Origin of the sequence: Demequina soli, assembly GCF_000971195.1 — a bacterium.
Taxonomy (GTDB): domain Bacteria; phylum Actinomycetota; class Actinomycetes; order Actinomycetales; family Demequinaceae; genus Demequina; species Demequina soli.
In genome coordinates, this window is record NZ_BBLZ01000009.1 from 21,202 (window position 1) to 38,819 (window position 17,618).

Annotated in this window: 14 protein-coding genes; 3 read left to right on the top strand and 11 right to left on the bottom strand. The window is 71.5% G+C overall.

Going from position 1 to position 17,618, the window contains the following annotated elements; all coding sequences use genetic code 11:
• Positions 1 to 19 precede the first annotated feature (19 nt).
• The 6 genes from AOM04_RS13915 to AOM04_RS13940 form a co-directional block, all read right to left on the bottom strand.
• Positions 20 to 1,480, bottom strand: coding sequence for a sugar transferase (locus tag AOM04_RS13915; RefSeq protein ID WP_082104682.1), 1,461 nt, complete (start codon positions 1,478 to 1,480; stop codon positions 20 to 22).
• 67 nt (positions 1,481 to 1,547) lie between these two features.
• Positions 1,548 to 1,997, bottom strand: coding sequence for a hypothetical protein (locus tag AOM04_RS13920; RefSeq protein WP_062465398.1), 450 nt, complete (start codon positions 1,995 to 1,997; stop codon positions 1,548 to 1,550).
• A gap of 254 nt (positions 1,998 to 2,251) precedes the next feature.
• Positions 2,252 to 2,716: a CAP domain-containing protein gene (locus tag AOM04_RS13925; RefSeq protein ID WP_228373731.1), complete on the bottom strand. Its 465-nt coding sequence runs from the start codon at positions 2,714 to 2,716 to the stop codon at positions 2,252 to 2,254.
• A 5-nt stretch (positions 2,717 to 2,721) separates the two neighbouring features.
• The gene (locus AOM04_RS13930; RefSeq protein ID WP_062465400.1) at positions 2,722 to 3,276 is read right to left on the bottom strand and encodes a YdcF family protein; all 555 of its coding nucleotides are present in this window, start codon (positions 3,274 to 3,276) and stop codon (positions 2,722 to 2,724) included.
• 281 nt (positions 3,277 to 3,557) lie between these two features.
• A complete protein-coding gene (locus AOM04_RS13935; RefSeq protein ID WP_062465401.1) occupies positions 3,558 to 4,691 on the bottom strand; it encodes a Gfo/Idh/MocA family protein in 1,134 nt (377 codons plus the stop codon).
• Positions 4,688 to 7,546: an FAD-binding and (Fe-S)-binding domain-containing protein gene (locus tag AOM04_RS13940; protein WP_062465402.1), complete on the bottom strand. Its 2,859-nt coding sequence runs from the start codon at positions 7,544 to 7,546 to the stop codon at positions 4,688 to 4,690. The genes AOM04_RS13935 and AOM04_RS13940 overlap by 4 nt, the downstream gene beginning before the upstream one ends.
• 195 nt (positions 7,547 to 7,741) lie before the next feature.
• Here AOM04_RS13940 and AOM04_RS14880 point away from each other — a divergent pair, with 195 nt between their 5' ends.
• Positions 7,742 to 8,551 (top strand): hypothetical protein, encoded by an 810-nt coding sequence (locus tag AOM04_RS14880; RefSeq protein ID WP_062465403.1) that lies wholly within the window; start codon positions 7,742 to 7,744, stop codon positions 8,549 to 8,551.
• 4 nt (positions 8,552 to 8,555) lie between these two features.
• On the opposite strand, the gene AOM04_RS13950 is transcribed toward AOM04_RS14880, so the two are convergent.
• Together AOM04_RS13950 and AOM04_RS13955 are read right to left on the bottom strand one after the other, a co-directional pair.
• Positions 8,556 to 8,966, bottom strand: coding sequence for an arsenate reductase/protein-tyrosine-phosphatase family protein (locus AOM04_RS13950; protein ID WP_062465404.1), 411 nt, complete (start codon positions 8,964 to 8,966; stop codon positions 8,556 to 8,558).
• A 10-nt stretch (positions 8,967 to 8,976) separates the two neighbouring features.
• Complete coding sequence (locus AOM04_RS13955) at positions 8,977 to 9,633, bottom strand: metalloregulator ArsR/SmtB family transcription factor (RefSeq protein WP_062465405.1); 657 nt, start codon at positions 9,631 to 9,633, stop codon at positions 8,977 to 8,979.
• A gap of 332 nt (positions 9,634 to 9,965) precedes the next feature.
• Here AOM04_RS13955 and AOM04_RS13960 point away from each other — a divergent pair, with 332 nt between their 5' ends.
• Positions 9,966 to 12,305 carry a hypothetical protein gene (locus tag AOM04_RS13960; RefSeq protein ID WP_156160766.1) on the top strand — a complete coding sequence of 780 codons (2,340 nt, stop codon included), beginning with the start codon at positions 9,966 to 9,968 and terminating at the stop codon, positions 12,303 to 12,305.
• A gap of 268 nt (positions 12,306 to 12,573) precedes the next feature.
• Here AOM04_RS13960 and AOM04_RS13965 read toward each other — a convergent pair whose 3' ends face one another.
• From AOM04_RS13965 to AOM04_RS13975, 3 genes are all read right to left on the bottom strand, one after another.
• On the bottom strand, positions 12,574 to 13,371 hold the full coding sequence (locus AOM04_RS13965) for a L,D-transpeptidase (protein WP_062465407.1): 798 nt from the start codon (positions 13,369 to 13,371) through the stop codon (positions 12,574 to 12,576).
• A gap of 105 nt (positions 13,372 to 13,476) precedes the next feature.
• Entirely contained in the window at positions 13,477 to 14,793 is a 1,317-nt protein-coding gene (locus tag AOM04_RS13970) for an oligosaccharide MFS transporter (protein ID WP_082104683.1), read from the bottom strand.
• Positions 14,790 to 15,809 (bottom strand): glycoside hydrolase family 43 protein, encoded by a 1,020-nt coding sequence (locus tag AOM04_RS13975; RefSeq protein ID WP_062465408.1) that lies wholly within the window; start codon positions 15,807 to 15,809, stop codon positions 14,790 to 14,792. The genes AOM04_RS13970 and AOM04_RS13975 overlap by 4 nt, the downstream gene beginning before the upstream one ends.
• A 302-nt stretch (positions 15,810 to 16,111) precedes the next feature.
• On the opposite strand from AOM04_RS13975, the gene AOM04_RS13980 reads away from it, so the two are divergent.
• Complete coding sequence (locus AOM04_RS13980) at positions 16,112 to 17,539, top strand: plasmid pRiA4b ORF-3 family protein (protein ID WP_062465409.1); 1,428 nt, start codon at positions 16,112 to 16,114, stop codon at positions 17,537 to 17,539.
• Positions 17,540 to 17,618 lie beyond the last annotated feature (79 nt).

Below are 17,618 nucleotides of genomic sequence, written 5' to 3' on the forward strand. Positions count from 1 at the left end.
CGTGCGCCGCATCGTCCCCTCAGTACGCGCCCTTGCCCTTGACGACCGCCCACACGGTGCGCAGCAGGATGACGGCGTCGAGGCTCAACGACCAGTTCTGCGTGTAGTGCAGATCCAGGCGGACGCTGTCCTCCCACGACAGATCCGAGCGGCCGCTCACCTGCCACAGGCCGGTGATGCCGGGCCGGACCAGCTGGCGGCGCGACACGTCCTCGTCCCACAGCTCCGTCTCGCTGGGCAGCGGGGGGCGGGGACCCACGAGCGACATCTCGCCCTTGAGGACGTTGAGCAGCTGCGGGAGCTCGTCGAGCGAGAAGCGGCGCAGGACCTTGCCGACGGGCGTGATGCGCGGGTCGTCGCGGCGCTTCGACAGGACGCCGTTGCCGTCGTCCTGCGCGAGGGCCTCGGCACGGCGCGCGTCGGCGTCGACGTACATGCTGCGGAACTTGAGCATCTCGAACGGCTCGTGGTTGAGGCCCACGCGCACCTGCCGGTACAGCACCGGGCCGGGGCTGGAGAGCCTGACCGCGAGCGCGATCACGAGCATGGGGACGCTGAGGACCGCGAGGATCGCGAGCGTGGCGACCTTGTCGGCGCTGTCCTTGAGCACGCGCGACGGGCCGGTGAAGCGCGGCGGGTCGACGTGCATGAGCGGCAGGCCGGCGATCTGGCTGACCGCGACGCGGGGCATCGCGACATCCGCGACGGTCGGGGCGACGATCAGCCCGATGCCGCGCTCCTCGAGCGCCCACTCGAGGCGCCGCGCCTCGCGCAGCGACACCTCCTCGGTGCCGGCGAGCAGGATGTAGTCGGCGTGCGAGGCGACCGCCGCGGCGGGGGCCGATGCGGTGGGCCCCAGGAACGGGATGCCGCCGAGGTCGGGGTCCGGCGAGGCCGGCGCACCGCCCGCGAGGCACACTCCGACCACGTCGAACGCATGGCCGCCGTCGAGCGAGCGCAGGCGGCGGATCATCTGGGCGGCCGTCCGTCCGGGGCCGACCACGACGACGCGCTGGCGCATGCGGCCCGACTCGCGCTGCTGCGTGAGCCAGATGCGCCACGCGCGGCGGTAGCCGAAGAGCACGAGCGTGCCCAGCGGCAGCGCGAACAGCAGGTAGCCACGGCTGAGGGACCAGTCGGACAGGAAGCCGACGATCGCCACGATGGCGAACGTGCGCCACCCCGCGGACGCGACCCGCTGGTACTCCTCGGGACCCTGCCCGAGGATGCGGGTGTCGCGCGAGCGGGTCCAGCCGAGCTCGAGCAGCCACAGCCCCGAGATGGTGACGGTGACCCACCAGTAGGCGGGACCCGAGGGCCCCACGAAGGCGGCGAACGGGTCCCAGCCGAAGCGGACCCCGTGCGCGAGGACCATGACGAGCGCGATGACGAGCGCGTCGGTGACGGCGATCTTCTGCTGGAGCGAGCGCACCCAGGGGAGCGCGCCCACGCCGGCCGGAGCGGCTGCTGCGATCGACATGGTGAACCCGGCCCTCCCCCGGTCCACCCCCGCCGCCGGCGCGCGCGGCGCCGGGGCGGAGGACCGGTTAGGAGCGGTCGCCCGCCGACGAGCGGCGGGCCGCGATCACGACCGATGCGGCGCCCGCGACGAGCAGGAAGCCCGCACCGAGCGCCATCGCGCCGCCGTCGAAGCCTGTGGCCGAGAGCGTGGAGCCGGAGGGCGCGCCCGCGTCGGCCGGTGCACGGACCTCGGACACGGCGCTGACCGTGCGGACCGAGGTGATGCGGGCCGACGAGACCGCCTCGCCGTCGACGATCGCGGTGACGGACACGTTGCCCGAGACGGTCTCGGGGACCGTGACGTCGAAGCGGGCGCCGGCGGAGCGGATGGTCTTGGCCGCCGAGGTGACGGTGCCCTTGATGGCGGCATTGCCGCCCGGAGTGGTCACCTGGAGCTGGGCCTTCGAGCCCTCGGGTCCGGTGATGGTGCAGGAGAACGAGCCTCCCGCCGCAACGGTGGTGACGGTGCATCCCATGCTCGGCGCGGGTGCCGGATAGGTGGGACTGTCCGCGGCCGCCGGCCCTGCGATGGCAAGTGCGGCGCCGGTAGCGGCCACCGCGATTGCGATGCGTCGAAGCATGCCCCTCAACCCCCTCATGTGCGTCGCCGGCCCCCCTGACCCGCGTCGCCTGTTCGACTGTAACAGCGGGCGTCCGGTTTGTCGCCGTTTTTCCTTATGAGGCGTTTGGGTGGTGCAGGATTCGTGCGCGAGAGCGCTCCACGCACGCGCTACTGGGCGGGCCCCTCGTACAGGAGCGAGCACGCGCGGACCCCGGAGTCGCCGCCGTCGGCCTGCGGATCCGCCGCCACGCACGCGATCGCGCCGATCGTGAACTCGGGGTCGAGGATGTTGGCGCGGTGCCCGGCGGAGTTCATCCAGAGGTCGACCACCTGCGCGGCGGACTCGTCGGTGCGCGACAGGTTCTCCCCCGCCTTGGCGCCCTCGTGGCACGTGGACACCAGGAGGGCGTGCTCGAGGTCCGCGTCGTTCACGAACGGCTCGGCGCGCTCCTTCGCCTTCTTCGCGAGGCACTCGCTCCACTCGACGGGCTTGAGGCCCTGGTCGACACGCTGCTCGTTGGTGAGCTCGAACATCTGCGTCGCGAGCTGCTCGGGGTCGGTGGGCGGGCTCGAGCACCCGCTCAAGGCCGCCCCCACCGCGACCGCCACGGCGAGCGTCGCCGCCCGGCGCATCGTGCTCAACACGTCTTGCCTTCCAGCGCGACCTTCACGAACGCTCCCGTCTGATACGCGTAGTGGTACGCCCAGTACCAGGGCGCGAGGTGCTCGCCCGAGGAGATGTAGGCGATGTCCCCGTCCCAGCACCTGCCCATGATGACCCGGGTGCGGGTCAGATGGGGAGTGGTGGTGATGACGCCCACCGATTGCCAGCCGTGCTGGTCGATGAGCTCGCGCATCCAGCGGGCCTCTCCGCGCGTGGTGAAGGGCTCGGGCTGGCTGCAGTAGACCGCGTACGCCTGGGGTCGGTCGCAGAGCTCCGCGGCCCGCGTCATCTCGGCGCGCTCGTCGGGGTCGTCGCTGAGGGAGACGACGAGGGTGTCGCTCAGGCCCTGCTCGATCATGGCCTCGGCGAGCGCCATGCGGGTGTCCGTCGGCGGGCCGATCACGTAGACGGCATCGACGGCACGGGGCTCGTCGTGGGCGGGGTGGACGTAGAGCGGGATGCCTACGAGTGCGACGACGGGCGCCGCCACGGCGGCCAGCAGCGCGATGGACTTCCCCCAGCGAATCACGGACGGCACCCTACCGGGGGTGGGTGTCGGGGCGGGCCTCGCGACGCGGTTCGCGACGCGGCGAGCGATGCGGTTCGCGAACTTTGAGATCCCGCCCCGACAACTGTCGGGCTCTGCAGGGTGGAGTCTCAAAGTTGCTGGACGCCGGCGATGGGCGGTCCGGCGCGGCGCGGGCCCCGCAGCAACTTTGATCCCCACCGATGAAACGTCGCCGGTTTCACGAGCTGGATCTCAAAGTTGCTGGACACCGGCGCTGGCGCGCCCCGCGCCCCGACCCCGCCTCAGCCCCAGGGCTCGTCGCCCACGACCACATCCGCCCCGGTGCGCGCCGACTCGAGGATCGCCAGCGACAGCGCGTGATCCCACAGCCCCTCGGCCAGCGGATACGGCTCGGGCGCCTCGCCGCGCGCCCACAGCCCCGTGTCCCACAGGATCTGGGCGACCGCGAGGTCGTCCTCCGACATGCGTGAGCCGTGCCAGGCGTTGCGGTAGACCACGGAGCCCTCGAACGACGTGTGCCACAGCGCGTTGCCCTCGAGGCTGAGGTCCACGCCCGTGCGGCGGTGCTCGAGGCGCGACTCGATGGGCCCGTCGGGGGTGATGCGGAGCACGGAGTCGTCGGCGATCTCGCCGTGCGAGCCGCGGATCACGATGCGTCGGTGCAGGTACGGGTTCCACCATTGGTTGTCGACGAAGTCGTACAGGCCGAGCCGGCCGTCGCCCAGGTCGAGCGTCGCGATCGTGGTGGTGCGCGGCTCCGGCTCCGGGACCGTGCCCGGCGTCCCGACCCAGCCGGCGGGCGTGAGCGGGTCCACCATCGGCGCGGTGAACGTGCGCGCCGTGACCCGCGTGCCGGCGCCGGTGACCGCGGAGCCCGACCCGAGCATCGTCCGGATGAGGGAGACCGCGTGATAGAGGTGCGTCGAGGACAGCTCGACCGTGTGCGGCGCCCCGATGGCGCCGCGGCGGATCACCTCGAGGCGGGCGGCGTGGCCGGGCATGCGCGTGTACTGCTCCGCGACCTGGACCAGGCCGGAGGACCCGACATCGGCCCACAGCGCGCGCAGCCCGTCGAGGTCCGGCGCGGGCGGGGTCTCGGCGAGCACGGGCACGCCGGCCTCCACCACGGAGCGGATGACCCCGGGCGACGCCTCCCACGGCACCGCCACGATGACGAAGTCCGGGCGCAGCGCGAGCGCCTGCTCGAGCCCCGCGACCGGCAGGTGGTCGCTCAGGTGCGCGGTGAAGGGGGCGGCGTCGCGGCGGGCCTCGACGAGCGCATCGTGCGCGCGCGACGGCGTGCGTCCCACGATCGCGACCGGCTCGAGCAGGTCGGGCGCCATCGCGGCCAACCGCAGGAAGAACCGGGTGCGCCAGCCCGTGCCGACCACCGCGAACCGCACCGGCGCGCTCATGCGAGGCGCTTGAGCAGCAGCTGCGCGAGGTGGCGGCCCTGGACGTCGGCGAGGTCGTCCGCCTGGGTGCGGCACGAGACCCCGTCGGCGAGGTAGATCGAGCCCTCGGGCGCGGACCGCAGCGCGGGCAGCAGGGAGTTCTCCGCGACGGCGACCGACGTGTCGAAGTGGCCCTTCTCGGTGCCCCAGTTGCCGGCGAGGCCGCAGCAGCCGGCCGCCTCCGTCACGGTGGCGCCGGCGCGCGCGAGCAGCTCGCGGTCCGCGGCGTAGCCCATCACCGAGTACTGGTGGCAGTGCGGCTGCACCACGGCGGTGACGTCCGCGAGGTCCGGCACGCGCCAGCCGTCGCGCGGCTTGACGGGCGCGCGACCGGTGAGGACCTCGGCGAGGGTGAAGGTGGACGATGCGACGGCGTGGGCGCGCGGGTCGTCCGGCAGGATCTCGGTGAGGTCGCCGCGCAGGACGCCCATGCACGACGGCTCGACCCCGACGATCGGGACGCCGTTGACGGCCCACGGGCCCAGGACCGTGAGCAGGTGCTCGAGGTGCTTGCGGGCGCCGTCGAGCTGCCCGGTCGAGATCCACGTGACGCCGCAGCAGGCGTCGCCGGCGACCACCACGACGTCGATGCCCGCGCTTTCGAGCACCTGGACCACCGCGGTGGGGATCTCGGGGTCGAGCCCGTCGGTGAACGAGTCGGCCCAGAGGACCACGAGGTTGTCGAGGCGGGTGGCCTTGTCCGGGTTCGCGCGGCGGGAGCGGGCGACCTCGGAGCGGCGGAACGGCCTCTTGAACTCGGGCAGGCGCCGGCGGGTGTCCATGCCGGCGAGGGAGACCGCCATGCGCTGGATGGGTCGCGGGGTAGTCAACATGTTGAACAGTTGCGGAGCGAGCCCCACCACCTTGAGCCACCGGGGCAGCCACCCGATCGAGTAGTGCGTCACCGGCCGCACCTTGCCCTTGTACGTGCGGTACAGCACCTCGGACTTGTAGGCGGCCATGTCGATGCCGGACGGGCAGTCCGACGAGCACGCCTTGCAGCTGAGGCATAGGTCGAGGCTCTCGCGCACCTCGGGGGCGGTCAGCCCGCCGATGAGCGTGCCGTTGATCGCGTCCTGAAGCACCCGGGCGCGGCCGCGCGTGACGTCCTTCTCGTCGCCCGTGGCCTGGTAGCTGGGGCACATGAAGCCCGAGCCGGCGCCGATCGCGTCGGCGCGGCACTTGCCCACGCCGGTGCAGCGGTGGACGGCCTCGGCCATGTCGCCGTGGTCGTGCGCGAACGCGAGGCCGATGCCGGGCGTGCGGGGCGCGGCGGGGCGGCGCAGGTGCGCGTCGAGCGGGTCGGGGTCCACGATCACGCCGGGGTTGAGCAGGTTCTCGGGGTCGAAGAGGTGCTTGACGCCCCTGAACAGGTCGACGGCCTCGGCGGAGTACATGGTGGACAGCAGCTCGGAGCGGGCGCGCCCGTCGCCGTGCTCGCCCGACAGCGACCCGCCGTGCGAGGCGACCAGCGCCGCGGCGTCCTCCATGAAGGCGCGCAGCGGACGGCCGTTCTCCTGCAGCGGGATGCCCAGCCGCACGTGGATGCAGCCGTCGCCGAAGTGGCCGAACGGCTGGCCCTCGACCCCGTGGCGGTCCATGAGGGCGTCGAAGTCCCTGAGGTACGCGCCGAGCCGCTCGGGCGGGACGGCGGCGTCCTCCCAGCCGGGCCACGCCTCCTGGTTGGTGGAGGTGCGGCCCGCGAGGCCCGCGCCGTCCGCGCGGATCGCCCACAGCCGGGCGGCCTCGCGGGGGTCGGCGACCTCGCGCCACGATGCGGTGCCCGAGTCCGCCGCGAGCGCGGCCAGGGTCGCGCGCGCCTCGGCCTCGGTGGCGCCTCCGACCTCGACGAACAGCCACCCCTCGCCGGCGGGCAGCTCCGGCACGGGGCCGGTGGCGTCGGCGACGCGGCGCACGAGCCGCGCGTCCAGGCCCTCGACCGCCTGGGGCGAGTGGCGGAGCATGGGGACCACCGCATCGGCCGCCGACGGCATGTCGTCGTAGCCGAACGCGGCGGTGAGCCGCACGGGCGGCACGTCGACCAGCCGGACGGTGGCCTCCAGCACCGTGGCGAGGGTGCCCTCGGTGCCGACGAGGAACTTGGCGAGGTCGCCGCCGAGCTCGGGCAGCAGGTGCTCGAGCGAGTAGCCGCTCACCTGGCGCGAGAAGCGGCCGAACTCGGTGCGCAGCAGCGCGAGGTGGGCCTGGACCAGCTCCTCGAGGCCCGGGATCGCCGCCACCCCGCGGGGACCGGCCGCGAAGCGCCGCCCCAGCCCGTCGACCGCGTCGAGCGCGAGCACGTTGTCCGCGGTGCGGCCGAACGCGACCGCGTGCGGGCCGCACGCGTTGTTGCCGATCATGCCGCCGAGCGTGGCGCGCGTGGAGGTCGACGGGTCGGGGCCGAAGCGCAGCCCGGCGCCGGCCACGCGCGTCTGGAGCGTGGACAGCACCACGCCGGGCTGGACGCGGGCGGTGCGCGCCTCCACGTCGACGTCGAGGATCCGGGTCATGTGGCGGGAGGTGTCGAGCACCAGGCCGGGACCGATCGCGTTGCCCGCGACAGAGGTGCCGCCGCCGCGCATCGTCACGGGGACGCGCGCCTCGCGCGCGACGGCGAGGGCCGCGAGGACGTCGTCCGCGTCGCGCGGGTACGCGACCACCTGCGGCGGGATCCGGTAGTTCGACGCGTCGGTCGAGTACTCCGCGCGGCGGCGGACGGTCGCGTCGACCTCGCCGTCCATGGCCCGCGCGAGCGCGCCCGCGAGGTCGGTCGAGGTGGTCGAGGGGCCCGGCGCCGTGGTGGTCACGCGCGCCATTCTTCCACCCGCCTCCCCGCGCGGTGCCAGGGACGTCCGCCCCGGGCGAGGCGCGCATCGTCCCTGGGTCGCTAGCGACCGAGTCCACGCGAACTGTTGCAGAAGTGACGAATGGGACGCAGGATGGGAAAAGCCCCAGGGAGGTGCCGCCCGTCGGGGCGGCGCGCTGCTTCCCCGAGCCGAGGGAGAACGTCCATGAAGCCGTTGCGCGCGCTCGCGCTGGCGACCATCGTCGCGCTGGGGATCGGCGGTGGCGCGGCCGTCGCCGTCTCGACGCACGCCGCGCTGAACCCGGGCGTGGAGCTGGCGGACAGCGTCATCAACGTGTCCTGCCAGAACCCGATGAACCTGGCGATCACCTACGGCACACCCGACAACCCCGAGGACGGCTTCAACTCGTGGCTGTACTCGTGGAACTTCGACGTCTACATCGACGGCGAGTACCTCACCACCCTCACCGACGACGGCTCGGACGGCGACCTGCGCGGCTTCCACGCCGAGATCCCCGCGGACCAGCTCCCGGACGGCAACTACACCTGGTACATCGACGTCCGCTATGGCGAGGGCGAGGCCGAGGAGGACTTCCCGAACGCCTTCAGCGGCGAGGTGATCTGCACCCAGGAGGTGACGCCCGTCGCGCCGACGTTCACCGACCCGTGCGGCCCCGACAACGCCTACTGGACCATCCCGGACGCCACCGAGGGCTACACGTACAGCGAGTCGACGGACGGCGACACGCTCGTCGTCACGGCGACGGCGAACGACGGCTTCAGCTTCGGCGACAACGAGACCACCATGACCTGGACCGGCACGGACGCCAACGAGCCCTGCCCGGTCACGACTCCGACACCCACACCGACACCTACGCCCACCCCGACGCCCAGCTCCTCGGTCGAGCCGACCGAGACCGCGACGCCGGAGCCGGAGCCGTCGGAGACCGGTGAGTCCGGGGTGCTCGACGAGACGGTGACGCCGGTGCCCGGCACGCCGGCCTACACCGGCTGACCCGTCAGCCCGCGATCACCGACGGGCCGGGCTCCAGCCCGAGGCTCTCCATGAGGGCGCGCACGCGGCCGTCGATCTCGTCGCGCTGGTCCTCGGAGGGGGCGGGGGTGATCTCCCAGTCCTCGTAGCGCGTGCCGGGCACGTAGGGGCACGCGTCGCCGCAGCCCATGGTGACGACGACGTCCGCCTCCTGCAGCTGCGCGTCCGTCCAGCGCTTGGGGTGCTCGTGGGTGATGTCGATCCCCACGGCGGCCATCGCCGCGACGGCGCCGGCGCTGAGCGCCTCGCCGGGCTCGGAGCCTCCGGACCACGCGGTCGCGCGGTCGCCCGCGTAGTGCGCGAACAGGCCCAGCGCCATCTGGGACTTGCCTCCGTTCTTCACGCAGAGGAACAGGACGGCGGGCTTGTCGGACATGGCTCTCCTTCTATAGGGACGATGCAAGGGTGGCGGCCAGGCGCCGCACGCGCGGCTCGAGCGCGTCGAAGGTCGCGGCGAAGGCACGGGAGGTGCCCTCGCGGACGGGGTCGGGGACGGACCAGTGGAGGTCGCCGCCGCAGTCCTCGTAGGCGAGGTCGCACACGGCGACCACGAGGTCGCCGTCGCGGCGCACCTCCTCGAGCGGCGCGGGGGCGAGGGCGGCGGGCGCGAGGCCGCGGCGCTCCAGCTCGTCGAGGGCGAGCGGGTCGATGCGCGGCGCCGGCGCCGTGCCCCCGGACGCCACGGGGACGATGCGCTCCGCGGCCAGCAGCGCGGCCGCCAGCTGGGAGCGGGCGGAGTTGGCGGTGCAGGTGAACAGGACGCGGGCGGGGCGCTCGCGCCTCGGGCCCGACCCGAGCGCCGCCTCGACCAGGGGGCTCCACGCGAGCGCGAGGTAGGAGCGGCGGCCGTCGGCGTCGGAGCGTCGCCGCTCGACCACTCCCGCGGACTCGAGGACCCGCAGGTGGTGCGCGAGCAGGCTCGACGTCAGCCCGGTGCGCGCGGCGAGCTCCCCGGGCGCCAGGTCGCCGTCCGCGAGCGCGTCGACGAGCGCGAGACGATGCGCGTCGGCGAGGGCCGCGAGCACGGCGAGGCGGTCGGTCACGCCACCATATTATCTCAACCCCTGTTGAGATATCGCTCGGGTGAGGGAGGCGCGGGCCGGATTCGCGCATCGTCCCTGCTCAGACGGGCCGCGCGAGTAGCGACACGCCGTGCCCGCGTGCGCGCGCATCGGCGGCCATGCGGACAGACTTGAGCCGATAACGCAATCACTTTTGTCACATCCTTCACGCCCGTATATCCACGGCACATGCGTTCATGTGACGTTCTTCACTGCGTTGACGCTCTCCGGAGCCGGCCAGACGATTGGCCGAGCTGGGGGGAAAGGGCGCCGCTGAGGGCGCCGGATCAACCTCCCAGGTCTGGGAGGACATCATGAGACTGAGGCAATCCATCGTCACCGTCGCGGTGGCGGCGCTCGCGCTGATCGGGCTCGTGCCCGCGGCCAATGCGAGCACGGGAGGCGGCCAGCCGGGGAACGACGGCGTTCACCAGGTGTGGGTCTGCAAGTACGTCGGCAAGCCCGGCGACGACGAGCGGCTCAAGGACGGCAAGAACCCCATCGCGGTCGATGGCAACGCGACCGTCGGCACCTACTTCAACGACGCGCAGGGTCGCTCCTACGTGCTCGACGAGGTCACGGACGCCAACACCGGCCAGGGCCAGACCTACACGGGCTCGAAGACGTGCCCCACGGGCGACAGCTTCGACTGGAACTGGCAGTACGGAGCTCCGACCTGCGCGGCGCTGACCGTCACCTACCCCGCCGACATCCCCGCGGGCCAGGCCAACGACGTCAACGTCACCATCAAGAACCTCGCGACCAACGCCGAGAAGACCCTGAACTTCCACAACAACGGCGGCACGTGGTCGGGCACGCAGACGTTCACCTTCGCGTCGAACGCGGGCTGGCCCGGATGGTCCTGGTACGCCGTGACGTGGGTCCAGGTGGGCGGCACCAACTACCACTGGAGCGGCTCGGTCACCTGCGGCGAGCGGCCCAAGCCCGACAAGCCGGCGGACTCGACCGTGCCCACCGAGTGGAAGGCGACGGACTACTCGTGCTCCGCCGAGGAGACCACCTTCACGCGGTCCGTCACCACCACGACGTTCTCGTGGGACGAGGCCTCGTGGTCGTGGAAGTCGTCGAGCGACACCACGACCGAGACCAAGACCGAGGCCATGACGGACGCCGAGAAGGCGGCCCAGTGCACCGAGCCGCCGGTGGACGTCTGCAAGAACATCGACGGCGTCCAGACCGAGGTCCCCGCGGGCTACAAGGTCGACGACCAGGGCAACTGCTGCAAGTGCGTCCCCCCGGTGGTGGACGTCTGCAAGAACATCGACGGCATCCAGGCGACCGTGCCCGACGGCTACAAGGTCGACGACCAGGGCAACTGCTGCAAGTGCGTCCCGCCGGTGGTCGATCTGTGCAAGAACATCGCGGGCGACCAGGGCACCGTCCCCGAGGGCATGACGCGCGACGAGCACGGCAAGTGCTGGCCGCCGAAGCCCGAGAAGCAGCCCACCTACACCGAGTGGTCCGTCCAGGACTACGTGTGCGAGTCGGAGTCGATCACAGAGACGCGCGAGCGGACCGACACGACGTACACGTGGGACTACGAGACCGGCACCTGGGTCGAGCACACCTCGACCACCACCGAGACCCGCGAGATCCCGATGGATGAGAACCAGCTCGCCGAGTACTGCACGCCGCCCGTGGACGTCTGCACCAACCTGCCGGGTACGCAGGAGGAGGTGCCCGAGGGTCTCCAGGAGGTTGAGGGGATCTGCCTCATGCCGCCCAAGTTCTCGGACATCGAGTGGCAGGGCGAGGCCCCGTGCGGCGTGACGTCGTACGAGCAGACGGGCACGCAGACCGAGACCACGTACGCGCTCGAGATCGTCGACGGCGAGGTCCGCTGGATCCCGACGACCACCCCGCCGGAGCCCATGACCCGCACGGTCGAGGTCGCGATGACCCCGTGCGAGGACTCCACCGCCGCGCTCGTCACGACGCCGCCGACGTGCGACGCCGCGGGCACGGTCGGGGTCGACACCGAGGGCACCGTCAACGCCACCCTCGAGGGCACCCTCGAGACGGCGCCCGGCGAGTACACCGCGACGTTCGTCGCCGACGAGGGTCACGCCTTCACCGGTGGTGAGACGACGATGACGATCGACTACACGATCGAGGCTCAGCTGACCGAGGGCTGCTCCCCCGTGACGCCGACCCCGCCGAACCTCAACGGCACGATCGTGGGCCAGATCTGCACCGCCGACGCCCCGTACCTGGGCTACGACATCCAGCTCAACGACCCCGACAACCAGTCCACCGACGACGGCACCGCGACGATCACCTTCGTCCACCCGACCGACCCGTCGAAGAACTGGTCGACCACGGTGCCGATCGGCCGCGGCAAGGTCCTGTGGCCCGGAGCGAGCGTCGACGCCAACGGCGTGGCGAACAACTGGCCCGGCTACAAGTACAACAAGGGCAAGGACGAGTGGGTCGCCGTGGGCGACGCCAACTACGGCTGGACCCGCGAGCCCGGCACGACCGTCACCATCGAGGTCAACCCGAGCAAGACGTTCCAGGTCTCCTACCCGCCGGCCACGCCGGTGTGCAACTCGGCTCCGCCGAAGGAGATCGTGAGCGTCCTCGACGCGCCCCCCGCCACTGCGGTGGTCGGTGTGGCGACGTACACCGGCTGATCCCCGGAGTACGGCCCGGTAGGGCCCGCGGCGTTTCCTCAGCACGCCGCGGGCCCGCCGGGCGCTTTCGTGTCTGGGGGGAGGCGTGCTCCCCGGAACTTTGAGGATCCACCCCGGAGAGCTGCCAAGTCTGCGGGGCGGAAGCTCAAAGTTGCTGAACGCGGCGCCGGCCGGCCACGCCGCCATGCATCAACGTTGAGCATCCACCCCGGAGAGCTGCCGAGTCTGCAGGGTGGAATCTCGAAGTCGCCGAACTCGGCACCGACCCCTACTCCGCGTCGATGAACACCGGCGTGCCGAGCGGCAGCCCGATCTCCGTGACCATCGTCGTGATCGCGTCGTTGGGCAGGCGGATGCAACCGTGCGAGACGGCCTTGCCGATCGAGGACGGGTCGTCCGTGCCGTGGATGCCGATGACCGCGTCGCCGCCCGCGAACTCGTCGAGCACGGGCGAGTAGCCCGACAGCCCGTACGCGTACGGCCCGTAGACGCCGTTCGGGTCAGGCGGCTGCAGCAGCTCGCGGATGTAGTAGACGCCGCCAGGGGTGGGCAGCTGCTGGCGCCCCAGCCCGATCGGCGTGGAGAACACCTTGTCCGTCCCGTCCCACACGGTGAGCTCGAAGTCGGCGAGGTTGACCTCGACCTTCATGTGGGTCGCGCTGAGCGTGACCTGGTCCGCCTTGACCCACCCCGTGGACCCGTTGGGCCGCACCGGCAGGTACAGCTCGAGCCACGACCCCTGGATCTGCTTGACCAGGAACACCAGCGGCGTCTGGTCGGGCACCGTGAGGACGTCGGACGCCTTGACGGTGAGCGCCTCCGCGCCGTCGGGCTCCGTCAGCACGGTCAGCTTGGTGCCGTGCGCCTGCGCGATGTAGGACAGCGTGTCGTCGACCGGCGCGGCGGTCGCGGACGGGCTCGTCTCCGCGCTCGCCGTCACCGCGGGCTGGCTCGAGGCCGCCACGGGGGACGATGCGCTGGGCGAGGGCGTCTCCTGCGACGCCGGCGAGCAGGCGGACAGCGCGAACGCGGCGACCACGGTGAACAGCGCGACGATGCGGCGCATCGAACCTCCCTCAGACCCTCAGCGGGTCCACACTACGACGAGGCCGCCCGGACTGGGTAGGTTCCCAGCCCGGGCGGCCGTCGCATCGTGCCTCGGAAGGCGGCGTCAGGCGGTGACGAGCTCCGGCTCCTCCTCGGGGCGCTCCTCGACGAACGCGGCGTCCTCGCGGCCCTTGTCGGACCGCATGAGCAGGCTCGCGATCACCGTGACCGTGAGGATCACGCCGGCCATGATGAAGTAGGCGTTCTGGAAGCCGATGGCCTCGTAGGCCGCGCCGAACGGCAGCGAGAACGCGGCGACGCCGATGGACTTCGCGACGCCGAAGCCCAGCATGTACGCGGTCGCGGAGATCTTCACGTCGAACATCCTGGTGATGTACTTCATCACGGAGATGAGCATGAGCGGCATCTCGATGGCCGCGAGCAGGCGCCAGGCGATGAGCGCCTCGGTGTTGGTGATCATCGCGGAGCCGAGCACGCGGACGATGAGGATCGCGGCGAAGAGCTGCAGGCCGCGCTTCGCGCCGATCTTGTTGACGAACCACGGCGCGACGAGCATGACGGCCGCCTCGGCGAAGATCTGGATGGCGACCACGTTGGTGAACAGGCGCGTCGGGTCGGCCGCGGCCGCGTGGTCGGTGAAGTAGATCGAGAACTGCTGGTCGAACACGTCGTAGAGCGCGGCGGTGCCGAACATGAGCACCACGAAGCCGACGAAGCTGCGGTCGCGGAAGAGGCGCTTGACGGTGTCCTTGCTGACCTTGGTCGACGAGGACTCGCCCTTCGCGGCGGCCTGAGCCTCCTGCTGCGGGACCCTCGCGGTGTAGAGGAGCGTGCCGAGCACGAGCGCGCAGAACGTCGCGGCCCACCAGATGGAGTCCGGGTTGACGTTGGCCCACAGCCAGCCGCCGACCAGGTTGATGGTGCCACCGGCGATCGAGCCGAAGAGGCGCGCGTGGCCGTACTCGAAGCCGTTGGCGCGCGAGGCGCGCTCGTTGTAGGCCTCGACGACGGAGACGCCGGCGAGGAGCACCAGGGCCATGAACATGCCGCCGACGACCGCGGCGCCGACCATGTTCCAGTCCATGAGGGGGGGCATCACGAACGCGAAGAACGGGCCCACCATCGCGCCGCACAGCACCACGAAGGAGAACAGGTGCTTCTTCAGGCCCAGGCGGTCCTGCAGGTAGCCGTAGAGGGGCTGCAGGCACAGCGCGGTGATCGCCATCACGGTGTTGATGAGGCCGATGTTGCCCTCACCCATCCCGTTGTCCTTGAGCCACAGGCCGTGGAACGTGAAGAAGATCTGCCAGATGGCGAAGTAGAAGAAGTACAGGCCGCCGTAGTTCCAGAAGACGCCGCGCTTGAGCGAGGCGCGGAGGGAGCCGCTGGCGGCGGCGGTGGACTGAGCAACGGTGCTCATACGAGCATCCCTTCGGGGGACAGGACCTCGGTCGAGGTCGGGGTGGGTCGGGTGTCCGGCACGGGCGTGCCCCACACGGGGTTGCCGTCGGCGTCGAACGGGAGCACCTGGGCGCGGGCCTGGCGGTTCGGCTCCCACAGGGGGTCGCCGACCAGCTCGGTGTAGGTGCGGGCGTGGTAGACGAGCACGGTGTTGCCGTGCTCGTCCTCCGTGAAGCTGTTGTGGCCGGGGCCGTAGATGCCGGCCTCCGGGGCGGACTCGAACACGGGCGTCGGGGACTTGGTCCAGCTCGCGGGGTCCAGAAGGTCGGCGTCGGCGTCGGCGGTGAGCAGGCCCATCGCGTACTCGATGCCGGTGCCCGAGGCGCTGTACGTGAGGTAGAGCTTGCCGTTCTTCTGGAGCACGCTCGGGCCCTCGTTGACCCAGAACGTGACGATCTCCCAGTCGAACTCGGGCTTGGTGAGCATGACCGCCTCGGACGCGAGCGTCCACGGGTTGGACATGCGCGCGATGTAGAGGTTCGAGTGGCCCTTGACCGCGAAGTCCTGCTGCGCCCACACCAGGTACTGGACGCCGTCCTTGACGAACGACGTCGCGTCCAGCGCGAACGACTCCCAGCCGGTGTCGACCTGGCCCTTCTCGTGCCACTCGCCCGTCATCGGGTCGTCGTCGGTGCACTCGAGGCAGAAGACGCGGTGGTTGAAGGTGTCGTCGGCGCCTTCCACGTCGAAGGTGACGTCGGAGTTGGGTGCGGCGGCGTAGTAGAGGTACCAGGCGCCGTTCACACGGTGGATCTCCGGCGCCCAGATGAGGTGCGACTGCGCACCCTCGAAGTGCTTGGTCCAGATGGTGACCTCGGCGGCGGCCTGCAGGTCCTCGAGACGCTCCGCACGGCGCAGCACGATGCGGTCGTACAGCGGGTGCGATCCCGTGAAGTAGTACTGCCCCTCGTGGCGCAGCACGGACGGGTCGGCGCGCTGGAGCACGATGGGGTTCGGGATCGGCGTCTCGGCCATGGGGACCTCCTCTGTTACCGTTCACAGCGTACCTTTTGTTCACGCTATGACCGAATTAACGATACTTGCTGATATGCAACTGAGGCCGGGACCAGGTGCCCAGGATCGGGCGAAACGGACATGGCTGCGCCTCCCATCCCGACCGTGCCTCGCGTGCACCCTCCCGACCGTCCCCCACACGGATTCTGCGGTTGGCGCCGCTCTCGTCGGGCGATGACGCGGGAGTTGCATCGGAGAGCGCTCCCCACGCGGGTCGCGTGTGGGGCACGGTCTGGCGCGGGGCATCTCGCTACCGTGGAGCCATGGCATCCGACGAGCTCGACCCCAATGAGATCCGACGCAGGTTCGACGCGCTGCTCGCGGGCCGGGATCTGCAGGAGCTCACGGACCTGGCACGGTCGCTGACGTCCATGCTGGGCCCTGACCCGGCCGCTAGGGGCGCGACACCGACCGACCTTCGCCGCTCACTGCTGGACGTGCCGCGGCTGCTCACCGTCACGGTCGACCTCGGCCGCTCGCATCCGCGCATCTGGCGCCGCGCCGAGGTGGTCTCGGACATGCCGCTCGCGCAGTTCGCGGACGTCCTGATCGACCTCTTCGGCTGGGCGGGCACGCACCTCTGGCGGTTCGGACTCGGCGGCGGCCCCTTCGACGCCGGCACCCACGTCTTCCTGTGCGACTGGGAGGCGGAGGACGGGGAGGACGGGACCCCCGCATCGTCCACCCGGCTCGACCAGGTGCTGCAGGACGCCGGCGACGTGGTGCGGTTCGCGTACGACTACGGCGACTCGTGGGAGCTCACCGTACGCGTCGACAGCGCCGTGCCGGCCCCGGACGATGCGCCGCGCGCCAGGTGCACCGGTGGGCGCCGTGCAGCGCCGCCCGAGGACTGCGGCGGCTTCACCGACGCGGAGGACCTGGCCCGGATCATCGACGATCCGGCCGCGTTCGACGTCGCCGAGGTCAACGCCGCGCTGTCCGCGGTCGAGCCTGCGATGGTCGCCGCGGGCATCAATGCGGCGGTGGTCGAGATCGCGACGTCGCTCAAGGGGTGGCCCGGAGGGAACGACATCATCACGCGCGCGTGGGCCTGCGCCGGACCGGTGCACGAGCCCACCCGCGAGGAGGCTGAGGTGGCGCTCGGGCCCGTCCTGTGGTTCCTCGGCCGCGCGGCCGATGGCCTCCCGCTCACTGCGGCGGGATACCTCAAGCCGGACCTGGTCAAGGAGGCGGCCGCCGTGGTGCCCGCGCAGCGCGACCTGCCCTGGAAGGTCTCGCGCGAGTACGACGCGCACCAGCTGCACGCCTTCAGGATCCTGCTGCGCGACCTGGGCCTGCTGCGCAAGTACAAGGACCGGGTGCTGCTGACGAAGGCCGGCAAGGCCTGCCACGAGGACCCGCTGGTCCTGTGGCGCCACCTCGTGCAACGTCTCCGTCCGCTGCCCGGACGCGACTTCATGCAGCAGGCCACCGCGTTGACTCTGCTGCACCTCGCCACGGCGCCCCAGGAGACGGTCCGGTGGGACGCCATCGCGGACGCGCTCGACCTGCTGGGCTGGGTCAACTCCGACCGCAGCCGCCTGCGCGGATACCAGGTGAGGAACACCGTCCCGGTGTGGGCGCTGCTGTCGAACCTCGAGCCGCGCGAGCCGCGCCAGGGGCTCAAGACAGAGATCCTCGCCCCGGCCGCAGGAGCCCTAGCCAGGGCCGCCCTCAGCGATTCCCAATGACAGTTGTGGTGGGTGGGGTGCGTGGGGTGGGTGTGACGGAGCGCTGACGGTGTCGACGGGCGAGAGCGCCCGCCTGACC